A 12393-nucleotide genomic window follows, 5' to 3' on the forward strand; every position below is an offset into this window, starting at 1 on the left:
ATTATTTTCGATGGGTCTATTATCCTTATTATATTATTTAATTAATCAGTGCTAAGTCACATAAGGTTTACCAGTAACAATATGTGTGATTCCGATCAATAAATATGAGCCTGATGGCCATATATATGAGCTACAGCTCACTATGTTTCGAACGGGTAAAGTGTGGGGAAATGCTCTATTTGTATGTAAAATACGATTATTTACGCTTTATTAAACATTAATTTACATGCAGATGTGATACTTGATTTATATAATCAAGTATCACATTAGTTAAATACGCATATGCGTTTGATGGTGTATGCAGGCGCGATAGTTAAAAGTTCAGGCTTTATAAGGTTAAGCCTGAACTTTTTTGTTTTATATATTATGCCTGTACAAGTCTCTTCTGATCGCTTTTCTTTAAGAAAGCGTAACTGAAGCCAGTAACCAGTGTACCTGCCGCAATGGCGACTAAATACATGAGCACTGGGGTGATAGCGTTTGGAATTAACAATACAAATAGACCACCGTGTGGTGCGAGTAATTGTGCACCAAACAGCATAGATAGTGCGCCCGTTAACGCTCCCCCAACCATACATGATGGGATAACACGCATTGGATCTTTAGCGGCAAATGGAATCGCACCTTCTGAGATAAAACATAGTCCGAGTACAAAAGAGGCTTTACCTGCTTCACGGGCACTGGATTCAAACTTATTTTTGGCTAAGAAAGTCGCAAGACCCATGCCTAGAGCAGGCACCATACCAGCGGCCATAATGGCGGCCATTGGCGCATATTGTTGTGATGCCAGTAGACCCACACCAAATGCGTATGCTGCTTTGTTTACTGGGCCACCCAAATCAAAACACATCATTGCGCCAAGTAAGATGCCGAGCATAACAGCGTTCCCTGCGCCCATGGTATTTAGGAAGTTCTCAAGACCACTCATCGTTGCTGCAACAGGGCTGCCGACTACGTAAATCATGACTAAACCAGTAAACAGTGTCGCGATAAAAGGAATAATCAATATGGGTTTAAGTGCTTCCATCGACTGCGGCAAAGACAGTTTTTCGGCGATAAATTTTGCGCTGTAACCAGCAATGAAACCTGCTGCTATACCGCCAAGAAAGCCTGCCCCCAATGAGCTAGCTAACATGCCGCCGACTAGACCGGGAGCGAGTCCTGGACGATCTGCGATAGAAAAAGCAATGTAACCCGCAAGTACAGGAATCATCAATGCGAACGCAGAAGCGCCGCCAATGGTCATTAGAGATGCGGCAAGTGTGCCTTCTTCTTTAAATGCTTCAATACCAAAGACAAAACTCAGTGCAATGATAAGTCCGCCAGCGACAACGACAGGTAACATGTGTGATACACCGGTCATTAAATGTTGATAGATGCCTTTGCTTGTCGCGTTCTCATCACTCGTGTTTACGCTGCCTGTTGCTTTATAGGGAGTGGCTTGCGCAAATGCATTCTCAATTTCTTGTTGAGTTTTCTTAAGGGCAGGGCCCGTTTTTGTTCGATACAGTAACTTGCCATCAAAACGATCAAGCGGTACATCAATATCTGCGGCAATAATAACTAAATCGGCGTCTTGGATTTCTTGGTCTGTCAGTTGGTTTTTTGCACCGACTGAGCCTCGTGTTTCAACTTTTATTTGGTGTCCTTGACGTACAGCTTCGGATTCCAACGCTTCAGCAGCCATAAAGGTGTGTGCAACGCCTGTTGGGCACGCGGTGATAGCCACAATCTTTTGGCTGGTGGAATTATTTTGCACACTTGCAGTGGTTACCTCTGAACTGGTCAGGGTAGATGCATTGTGAATGGCCTTGGTTAAAAACTCACTGGCATTGCTCACGGCATTACCAATACTTCCTTGATAAACTGGCTTGCCAACAAAGCGAGCCGTATCAATTGCGGTATCAGTGGCGATGATAATGGCATCGGCGCTGTCAATATCGTGTTGGGTGAGTGCATACCCTTCAACGATTTTAGATTGGCATTCAATTTTTGCGCTGATCTGTAGGGATTGAGCGGCTTTTTCTAACAGTCCGGCAGCGATGATGCTGTTCGCAACGCCACTAGGACAGGCGGTAATAATTGCAATATTCATAGGGAAGACCTTATTTAGTTATAATGGTGTGTCGTACATCAACTTGATTGATGACGCTGTGCAATTGTTCGCTGCTGGGTATGCCGACTCCCACTTGCGTGACGGCAAGAGCGGATAAACCTGTAGCAAACTGCAACAAGGGTTCTTTTTCCATATTTTGCATGTGGCCCCAACATAGGCCTGCAACTAATGTGTCACCAGCACCAACAGTGCTAACAATTTTTGCTTTCGGTGGTTGGGAAAATAACCATATTCCCTGTTCTAGCCACATTACGCCGTTTGCGCCCATCGAGACGACGATGTTATCAATGCCTTTATCGGCAAGCTCTAATGCGGCTTGCTGGCACTGCTCAGCCGTAGTTAATGAACGGCCAACAAACTCAGCCAGTTCTTCATCGTTAGGTTTGATAAGCCAAGGCTTAGCGTCCAGTCCAGCACGCAGGGCATCGCGGCTACTATCAAACAGGACTTTTTTCCCAAGTTGATGCAGTCTCTTAATCCACGAAGCGCAAAGCTGTGGTGAAATCCCGTTCGGCAAGCTACCGGCTATTACGAAATAATCGTGGTCTTTGGCAAGTGCAAACAGTGTTTCTTCAAAGGCTCTGATGTCGGCTTCAGTGACCGTTACGCCAGGGAAGTTGATGTCACTGACTCTGCCATCTTGTTCAATCAGCTTTACATTGATACGTGTTGCGCCATCGACTCGAATAAAGGCATCTTTGGCCTTGATATCGTTGAATAATTGGCTAAACAACTCTGGGTTATTTTTACCTAAGAACCCCGTTACCGTTACCTCTGCGCCAAGTTCACTGAGCACTTTGGCAACGTTGACCCCTTTACCTGCGGCGTGTAACGAGCCTTGCTCAACAAGGTTTACCGAGCCTAAATCTAGCTCTTTCACACTGCCTGTTAGATCTAAAGCAGGGTTTAAGGTAACGGTGACTACTTTATTAGTTGTTGTCATATTTTTATCCTTCACCAAGTCCTGACTCTATGGCAATTCCGATTGCGCTTAGCGCCGCTTCTGCGTCTATTCCATCAGCAGAAAACTGTAATCTATGACCATGTTTCACGCCCATTGCAATCACCTTCATCAGGCTTTTCGCGTTTACTGGTTTCGCTTCAGCGTCTAAATTGCATACTTTGATGTCAGATTGGAATTTCTTCGCTTCTGCAACTAACATCGCACCGGGTCTCGCGTGCAATCCATGAGCATTTTTGATAGTAAACTGAGCTTGGTACGCGGCAGAGGCGTTGATATCTTGGTCATGATTATCGGTAGAAAACAGTGTCAGCAAAGCTTGGGGAGTCGATTGCAAAAGCTCGTTTTGTCTTTGTACTGCGACGGTATTGATTAAGGTAGTCAACATCGGTTGATGAGTCGCATTGGTGGCAGAGAACGCCACTAATCCTTTTACAGGTTGCCCTTGGTATTGGCAGTGATTCGCTGTGGTCACAAATGACATCGCAGTGCGCTGGCAGCCAATATCACTCGACAGTAACCACAACCCCTGACCTAGATTCGTCGGCGTTTTCGTCACCAGATCGGCGATGAATTCGTTGTCCACACAGCGTTGGTTTTTAAGCAGTCCCCCAGCCACGACGACCAGTTGCAACATATCATTGGCAGGAAAGTTAAGCTCAATCAAAGAGGTGCTAAAATCGGCATTAAATTGCACGTCACCGTTAAGTAAAGCGACGATGGTTTGTGCGGTTTTTGCATTTTGCAGGGCGCTCTCCACACCATCGGAAGAGAGCACTTTGGTTAGCTGTTTCAAAATGCCTAAATGTTCATCAGATTTGGCCGCAATACCAATGGCTAAATAAACGGTATTGCCGTCGCCCCACGATACGCCGTCAGGAAAATGGTGAATTGCAACCCCCGTGTTTTTTACCAGCGAACGTGTATCTACCGTGCCATGGGGGATTGCAATGCCATTGCCCAAAAAGGTCGAGTTTTGCGATTCACGATTTAGCATTCCTTGAACGTAGTCAGACTCAACAAGTTGTTTGTCCGCTAGACTTTTAGCAATGCTTTGAATCGCTGCTGCTTTATCCACCGCTTTTTGCTGCAATGTGATGTCTTGTGTCGTAATTGTAAGCATGTTTGCCTCTTCCTATTGGTTTCCTTTCACTTAATCGTTGCTTTAAGTGAGTTGCTTAATCGATTCAGCAAATTGAGAAATAAAATGCCCTTTACTGCTAGGGCGGCTGTTTTTGTCTTTTCTAAAGGCGTACTTTATTCATCATAGCGCACGAATAAATCATTATGTGCGCGGGTAACCACCTTGATAGTTTGTACTGTAAGTGATTAATCGGCAATTTTCTTAACAAGAAAATAGTGATCTAAGTCATCTATTTCTTTTTGCTTAATCGTTTCAGCTTTAATAGTTAACCGATTCAGCATATCATTCAAATAAAAGTAGCCATTCATCTAAATAATTATGATCTACTGCACAATTTACTAGGAATTGAGATGACGTTAGAAGAAATTGCCAAGCTGGCTGGTGTATCAAAAACGACAGCAAGCTACGTGATAAACGGTAAAGCGAAAAAATATCGCATTAGTGAGAAGACGCAGCGCAAAGTGATGGCCGTTGTGGACGAGCATCACTTTCAACCGGATCATGCGGCCTCTTCTTTACGTGCGGGTAATAGTCGCTCGTTTGGCTTAATCATTCCGGATCTAGAGAACAGCAGTTACGCAAAGTTGGCAAAATTGCTGGAGCAAAACTCAAGAAAGGCAGGTTATCAGATTTTAATTGGGTGTTCTGATGACAACCCAGTGACTGAGCGTGCATTAGCAGAGGCTTTGCTGAGTCGCCGAATAGACGCATTATTTGTGGCAACCTCAATGCCTCAAGCAAACGAGTTTTATCAGGCGTTATTAAACAAAGGGACTCCCGTCATTGCGATAGACCGTTTGTTAGATGATGAAGTGTTTAGCTGTGTGGTCAGTGAAGATTTTGAAGCGGCGCTGCAACTTACTCAATCCATTATGCATGAAGAGGTGACAAGCCTTGGCATCGTGGGTGCACTGCCAAATTTACCCGTTTCACGACACCGTCAATCAGGCGTAGAAGCAGCCCTTAGAGGCAGTTCGGTATCAATCAGTTTTGCCTACGGAGAGCACTTCTCTGCAAGCGAAGGAAGATTGTTAGCGCAGCAGTGGGTGGACAATGATTGCGTGCCTGATGCGATTATTTGTACCTCTTATACCTTATTAGAAGGGGTGTTGGATGTGGTATTACCGAACCCTGAATTGGTCAAGCGCCTGAAAATTGCCACCTTTGGTGACAATAGGTTATTGGACTTTATCCCGATCAAAGTTAACGCCATGGCGCAGCGCTTTGAAGAAATAGCGGATAGTGCATTAGCGTTAGCCTTAAATGCCAGCGCAAAACGTTATGAACCGGGCGTTGAGTTGATTGAACGTGCCTTAAAAGTACGCAACCAACCAACGTAACAGGTTATTCAATGGAAAAAGCCTTATTTTGTAAGGTATCGATAATGAGCTGTTTTAACCACTGATGAGCAGCACTATTTAAGGTGCGTTTGTGTTCGATAAGATACACACTAATTGCCATTTTAGACTCATTTTTCAGCTCATAAACAGGCGCTAGGCGTTGCTTAAAATTATCAACGCTGCGTAACGTATGCGTTGATATCAATAGCTTATCTGAGTCTTGCATGGCATCGACTAAGGTATTGAGCTGACCACTTTTAAAGACCACATCTCGCTGTAATCCCTTAGTTTCTAAATACGTATCGATAGGATTATGCTCGCCAAATACCGAACGAATGTCTAAGTTCAAATCAACAAATTGATACTTTAAGCAATCTTGCAACGTCACTTTCTCTTGCAAGGTTAGCGGATGATCGAGCATGCCATAAAACACCGCGTGAGTATGCCCGATAAGTTCACTGGGAAATTCTTCAGTGTTGTTGGGTTTTTCAATGTGGATTGAAAAGTCGACCGCTTGCTCTTTAAGTAATGCCGTAGGATCAAGAGATGCTGAGTATTCTACAAGACTGGCGTTTGGCGCGTGACGCATCAACTCTCTAATCAGTGGTACTGATAATTGTCGGCTCATTAGTGGCGGTAGCGAAAGCCTGAATGTTTGGTTACAGCTTTGCGGAGAAAACTGGGTGCTATCAATAAGCGAGTTGATTGAGAGCAGTATTTCATTAAGCGGCTCTTGCAACGACAGCGCTTTTTCTGTGGGTTGCAGCCCGGCTGATTCACGATAAAAAAGTGGGTCGTCAAACAATTCTCGCAACCGCTTTAAGGTTCGGCTCATTGCCGGTTGAGAGAGAAACAGCATCTCTGCCGCTCTAGAAACATTTTTCTCTTTTAATAGCACACTTAAAGAGACTAAAAGGTTTAAATCTAACCGTGATAGCTGCTGCTCTAACGTTTTCATGATATCCACTTAAATTATATTAATATGTAATAGAGTGACATTATATGAATATGACTATAGGTGCATTTCACGAGGTTTGTCTAGCCACTGACTTTGTTTTTTGCTTGTTGAATAGAGTTTTTGATCAGCTCAATAAACTGCTGATAACGACTAGGAAGGGGACGATCTTTTTTCGAAATCAAATACAGATCATCTTCCACATTGCTCTGGGCTTGATGAACACAGAGTTCGGGATAAAAAGGTGAGGAGTGCACAGCGCTTAATGGCAAAACGGTAAAACCAATCCTTTGTGCAACGGGATATAAAATTTGGCTTAACTGGTTGATATAAGTCACGCGCTTTATGGTCGGTAACGAAAGTTCACTCAGCTCTGAGTTTCCACACTCTTGTAAATACTGCGCTAAATATTGTTCAGCATCAGGGTGCTCAACAAGCCCTAACGCTTGCAAGGCATTAGCATTGATGGGTGTTTTCGCATAGCTTTGTGGCAAAACCAGACATAAAACTTCAGTACCAATTTTAGTCACTTCAAATTCAGCTTGGTTTGGCACTTGAGTCACAAGCCCGATCAAAGAATGCCCTTGCTGAACATATTCACAAATTCGTTTGTTGGGTGCGGATTCAATACTGATATTGAGTGCATCATATTGTGACTGTACGGTGATGAACTTAGGATAAAGCCACTGCGCCAGCGCACCTGAACAGGCCAGTTTAATACTACCGCTATACGGATCATCGGTTTTTAATGCAGTTAGAAGATGCTGCTGTTGTTCAATTAATTGGCAAGCATATTCATACACAATATGGCCTTGTTCGGTCAGCTCAAAGCTTTTTCCTTTTTTGATCAAAAGCGGCGCACCGCAAGCTTGCTCGAGTTTTTGAATATGCTGAGTCACCCCTGGTTGGGTCATAAACAGCGCCTCTGCCGTGCGGGTAAAATGATTCACTTCCACCAAGGTTTTAAAGGTTTTTAGCCAGCTGTTGTTGAGCATGTTAATAACATTAAATAATGAATTTGTAGGTAAATCATAATTTAATGTTCGAATGATGCAAGGTGAAATTTGCTCAGTACATGCAGTGACAAAGTGGAGAGGGTTGACATCAGTATAGTGTTGTAGCGGGTACAGAATAGAAAAAGCCAGCAATACATGCTGGCTCATAACTTAGAAATTACAATATCAATCAGTAGCAATATTTAGCTATTAGTAATTATGCTTCCGAAGAATAATTACCATATTTCTCAAGAAGTAATATGTTCCAACGTAATTCTTTCGGGATACGTTTTGGATCTTTTAATTTCGACTTTTTAGTCATTAATGTTTGATATAAAGAATCAACGTAAGATTTTGCTTCAGTATTATTTATATCTATCAAAGACTTAATTGCCATTGCTCGGTCTTGCCACATGTTACTGTCTTTATGAATATTAATAAGCATAGCAACGCTGCTTTCATCCTGTAGAGTACCTAATGCTGAAATAGCCGCTAATCGAATATATTCATGTTTATTCTGAGTATATTTTTTCAGTGCAGGGATAGCGGTTTTGTTGTTAGAAAATCCTAACTCATAAACATCAAGATAGGTTGAGCCAATGGTTTGTGATTGATCGATATGCGCAACCAGTTCAGCGACTTTTTCATCCGGAAGTTTTCCGTGTAAGAAGTCTCTATTAATCTGCGCTGCAATGGTCTTGATTGATAGAGATAACGGTTCGCTATAGCAAGGCTCATTGAGTTCATTCATTGACCACACGGGTACTTTGGCACGTTTAACGAACGACTTATAACTGTGATGCTGGTCGCCAGACACTACGTCAACCCTCGCAAAGGTAAGGGTTACCATAGGTGAAAACCCTGATACTCGATTAGAGATAACTTGGTAGTCTTTGAAGGTAACAGTATTCTTTGTTGATGCATCATCAACAGTGAAACCTCGAGCAGTTAATTCAGATTTGATACTTTCTTTAAACACATCAGCAGCATCTAATTCTTCTTTTCCGTCTTTAATTATGACTGGAATAGGCATCTCAGAAACTGAATATTCATGTTCTGGCTTAATGTCAGATTTGAACGTATAGTCAAAGTTATTGTCTGAGTTTATATATGCATTCGATGAATCGGCTGGTCTATTTACCTTTGTGACAATACTACAACCTGACAAAGCAAATAAAACAATAATTGCAACACATAATCTTTTCATGCATACCTCACTGCTAGCATAAATTTATTTAAATTGAACGTCATAGCTATCACAGTCATTAGACTGTTATTTCAATTACCGTGATTGTTATTAATGGTTCAACTTTAGGGTACGCGATTATATGGATTATTTTTAAACGATCTAGCACTGGAAACTTAAATTTTGTCATCTATTCATGCACTGGATGTGAGCGTGTGCTAATTGTGTGTCTAGGTGCGTATTTAATGGTTATAAGTACAAAATTTATATCACGAATGGGAAATAGTTATGGCAACACGACTCGTAGAGTTCGTTGCGGAAATTAATGTCTAGCAATAGCTAGTTAAGTAATTTATGAACAAAGAGGGGAAGTGGAAGTATTACTGGGCATCTTTATTGGATCTCAATGCTTAAGGTTCCCAACATTTGCTCTGTTCGTCTCGGTTTGACCTCTGTTGTTTTATTAAATAGTCGAAAGTTTCCCAAGCAGCATAATCAGCGCTCGCTTTCTTATCTCATGTGGACTTCGATGATAGCGATGTAAATATTGACGGTGAACCTAGTATCTATTCTTTAGGTTTGAGTTATCATGCTAACCCACAATTGATTCTCTCAGGCGAAGTTAGAAAAACCGAACAAGGAAGAGGGTGCTCTCACTGGTTTAACGGTTATTTATGCATTCTAACGACGGTTTAAGTAAGGTGTAACAACAATGCAAGGCGTTCTTTCAATACAATCCCATGTTTCTTTTGGTCACGCAGGCAATAGCAGCGCGGTTTTTCCAATGCAGAGAATGGGATTAGAAGTTTGGCCGATTCATACGGTTCAATTTTCTAATCACACTCAGTATCCCCAAGGTTGGAAGGGGAGTGTGTTTTCTGCTGATGACATTAGTGATGTTGTCCAAGGGTTGAGTAATATTGGAGCGTTAGAAAAATGCCAAGCGGTTGTTACTGGCTATCAGGGCAGTGCTGAGCAGTGCAATGCGGTAGCCGATGCTGTTAGCCAAACCAAGTTAGCAAATCCTGATGCCCTTTATATCTGCGATCCTGTGATGGGTTCACCAGAAAAAGGCTGTATTGTTGCATCAGGTGTGGCAGAACACTTGTTAACTCGTTTGATGCCAATGGCCGACGTAATCGTACCTAATCAGTTTGAATTGGGACAATTTGTGGGTATGGAGATCAACAGCCTGTCAGATGCGGTCAAAGCGTGTCAAAAAGCACTGACCATGGGACCAAAAATTGTATTGGTTAAACACATTTATTGTGTATCTGACGACAAGTTTTCTATGATGTTGGCGTATGAAGGTCAATGCTATTTAGCACAGCGCCCTCAACTTGATTTTGAACGAGCATTGGTTGGAGCAGGTGATTTGATTTCATCTGTTTTCACTGCCGGATTAGTCAAAGGCTGGCACCCAACAACTGCGTTCAAACATTGTAATGAAGCAGTTTATGGTGTGGTAAAACAGACCAAACAAGCCGACGAGTGGGAATTACAAATCATTGCCGCTCAAGATGAGTTTATTACCCCAACAGAATCGTTTGATTTGATTGAGTGTGATTAATCTATATTTCGGCAATGCTTCTACAAGAGTGGGGTTTAACTCACTAATAACAGGCATAGTCGAATAGATCTTCAATAGTGTCAGTTTAAGAAGTTATCAATGTCAGTCGTTGATAGCTTCTTTTTGTATCTAGACTCAACTATCCGCTATAGCGAGTCTGTGCCCCCCCCCCCAATCCTACTGCATTTGCTGTTCTGGCATTGCACTCCCCATTTACTTAGAAAATACCTACCCTCATCAACTTTTGCGATGCAAAGGGCATTCGAGAAATAAGATGACAGAATTTGCCAAGATGCTTGCAGGTGAAGAGTTTGATGGCGGCGCCGAGGGTATTATTAAAATTCGTGAAAATGCATCGAGTTTATTGCAGGCCATTAATCAAAATACGGATGAAACTCAGCGTCACGAGCTGTTTCAACAGCTGCTGGGCAGTATTGCAGATAGACGGTATTTTTTGTGTTTGCATTCAGCTTATATTGCATCATTCACTAGGAGTCTCAACAGGTGTTAAACGGTAGTGTGAATCGAATTAGAAATTCGAGAGAAATTAAAGAAAGTAATTTAGTGAAGCCACCTATCTTGCCTGTGCAAATCATAAAGCGATCGACGACATACTCAAACAGCCCTAATTCAGAGTCTATATTCGGCTAAGAGACGAGACGTTCACATGAAAGAACAGAGCTCCCACAATGACAGCCAAAGCTCCACCAACCCAACTGTCACTTACCATAAATCCAACTTATACATTTCCCCAAAATAGGTGCCTAAACCGAGGGATCTATTTTGGGAAATGTGTAAGTTTCTTATTTCAGATCTCAGTATGATCTCGACATCGATTTCAGTAGAAGTGTCCAAAATTGAAATGTTGTATCCGATAGGCGCTGATGATGTTTTCATTTGACACAATGATGAAAACACTAAAATTCATTAATAAAGGTAAGGCAATGAACTCTAAATATATTTTTGCCCTGTCATCGGTGCTTATGGCGCTAATTAGCATCTCTATTTTGACATGGGGAAGTAATACAAAGCTTACCAATGTGGTGCTAGCTAATACCAACTCAATAAATTCTATTTCCGGAATGTTCAAATCTCAATCGATAAATTTGTATGACTGCTTTGCTTTTAATTAACTGAGATACCATATATGCCACTACTTAATGACAAAACCCGAATACTACTTAAGTTATTCGTTCCACAAAGAAGGACGCCTAACCCTCAGCATGCTATTCCCGAAGGAGATAAAAACCTTCAAGGAAAGACCATAGTATTTACCGGTGGGACCGATGGCATCGGACGTGTTGCCGTTGAAATCTTGTGTTCAATGGGCGCAAACATTGTTCTGCTCGCTAGAAATAAGGCTAAGGCAGAGGCGGTGATTGAGTCGATTAAAGCTGGTCATACGCAAGGTTCGATAAACCTACAAATTTGTGATCTGGCCTCGATGGACAGCGTGAAAGCGTGTACTGAGCGTATTCTTTCTGAATATCCAAAGATAGATATTCTGGTGAATAATGCGGGCATCAACATGACCAAGCCTGTTATCACTAACGACAATTTTGAAACAAACTGGGCAATTAACTACTTTGGCCCAAGATTACTTACTGAACTGCTTCTGGATCGCATTAAAGCGTCAGCGCCAGCACGCATCGTAAACCTCACCACAAATACAGAGTTTATACCTGAAATCGATTTTGATTACATTCAGGCAAGCGCTAATTTCGATACCGACGAAAGCTACGTGGAATCAAAGCTTACTATGAATATGTTTACTGTTGACTTAGCAAAGCAATTGCAAGGTTCAGGGGTAACCGCTAACTCGCTTTGCCCGGGCCATATCCGCTCTAACTTGCTCAGCCACCTTGAAGGCGCTGAAAAAGTCATGAGCTATGTCATGCACTTCATGGCTTCTCCAACCCTAGTCGGTGCAGACCGAATTGTAAGATTGGCAATCTCATCTGAATTTGATGACGTCACTGGCGTTTACGTTTGCGAGGACAATCTGAAACCTCACCATCAAGAGACACAACAACCTGAAAAACGAACGCAAGCACAACAGATGACGGCAAAAGCTCTTTCTAGTTGGCTACCCGAAAACGAAGCAAAGACTGGACAATAAGGATTAA

General features: G+C 42.3%; 10 protein-coding genes. 4 read left to right on the forward strand and 6 right to left on the reverse strand.

Going from position 1 to position 12393, the window contains the following annotated elements; translation table 11 throughout:
• Positions 1-364 precede the first annotated feature (364 nt).
• From fruA to fruB, 3 genes are read right to left on the reverse strand one after another with little or no spacing between them, the layout of a single operon-like run.
• Complete coding sequence (fruA, locus tag VEZ01S_RS08750; RefSeq protein WP_021713672.1) at positions 365-2095, reverse strand: PTS fructose transporter subunit IIBC; 1731 nt, start codon at positions 2093-2095, stop codon at positions 365-367.
• A 10-nt stretch (positions 2096-2105) separates the two neighbouring features.
• On the reverse strand, positions 2106-3059 hold the full coding sequence (gene pfkB / locus VEZ01S_RS08755) for a 1-phosphofructokinase (protein ID WP_021713673.1): 954 nt from the start codon (positions 3057-3059) through the stop codon (positions 2106-2108).
• Positions 3060-3063: 4 nt separating this feature from the next.
• Entirely contained in the window at positions 3064-4200 is a 1137-nt protein-coding gene (fruB, locus tag VEZ01S_RS08760) for a fused PTS fructose transporter subunit IIA/HPr protein (RefSeq protein WP_021713674.1), read from the reverse strand.
• 371 nt (positions 4201-4571) lie between these two features.
• Here fruB and cra point away from each other — a divergent pair, with 371 nt between their 5' ends.
• The gene (gene cra, locus VEZ01S_RS08765; RefSeq protein WP_021713675.1) at positions 4572-5561 is read left to right on the forward strand and encodes a catabolite repressor/activator; all 990 of its coding nucleotides are present in this window, start codon (positions 4572-4574) and stop codon (positions 5559-5561) included.
• Positions 5562-5565: 4 nt separating this feature from the next.
• Here cra and VEZ01S_RS08770 read toward each other — a convergent pair whose 3' ends face one another.
• From VEZ01S_RS08770 to VEZ01S_RS08780, 3 genes are all read right to left on the reverse strand, one after another.
• Positions 5566-6519 (reverse strand): LysR family transcriptional regulator, encoded by a 954-nt coding sequence (locus tag VEZ01S_RS08770; protein WP_021713676.1) that lies wholly within the window; start codon positions 6517-6519, stop codon positions 5566-5568.
• 80 nt (positions 6520-6599) lie between these two features.
• On the reverse strand, positions 6600-7679 hold the full coding sequence (locus VEZ01S_RS08775) for a LysR family transcriptional regulator (RefSeq protein ID WP_439654006.1): 1080 nt from the start codon (positions 7677-7679) through the stop codon (positions 6600-6602).
• Between the two features lie 49 nt (positions 7680-7728).
• A complete protein-coding gene (locus VEZ01S_RS08780; protein WP_021713678.1) occupies positions 7729-8718 on the reverse strand; it encodes a HEAT repeat domain-containing protein in 990 nt (329 codons plus the stop codon).
• Positions 8719-9409: 691 nt separating this feature from the next.
• Here VEZ01S_RS08780 and pdxY point away from each other — a divergent pair.
• The 3 genes from pdxY (at position 9410) to VEZ01S_RS08800 (ending at position 12386) form a co-directional block, all read left to right on the forward strand.
• Positions 9410-10267, forward strand: coding sequence for a pyridoxal kinase PdxY (gene pdxY / locus VEZ01S_RS08785; RefSeq protein WP_021713679.1), 858 nt, complete (start codon positions 9410-9412; stop codon positions 10265-10267).
• A 274-nt stretch (positions 10268-10541) separates the two neighbouring features.
• Complete coding sequence (locus VEZ01S_RS08790; RefSeq protein WP_021713680.1) at positions 10542-10778, forward strand: maltose acetyltransferase domain-containing protein; 237 nt, start codon at positions 10542-10544, stop codon at positions 10776-10778.
• 636 nt (positions 10779-11414) lie between these two features.
• Complete coding sequence (locus VEZ01S_RS08800; RefSeq protein WP_021713682.1) at positions 11415-12386, forward strand: SDR family NAD(P)-dependent oxidoreductase; 972 nt, start codon at positions 11415-11417, stop codon at positions 12384-12386.
• Positions 12387-12393 lie beyond the last annotated feature (7 nt).

It is taken from the genome of Vibrio ezurae NBRC 102218, from assembly GCF_000467185.1.
GTDB lineage: Bacteria > Pseudomonadota > Gammaproteobacteria > Enterobacterales > Vibrionaceae > Vibrio > Vibrio ezurae.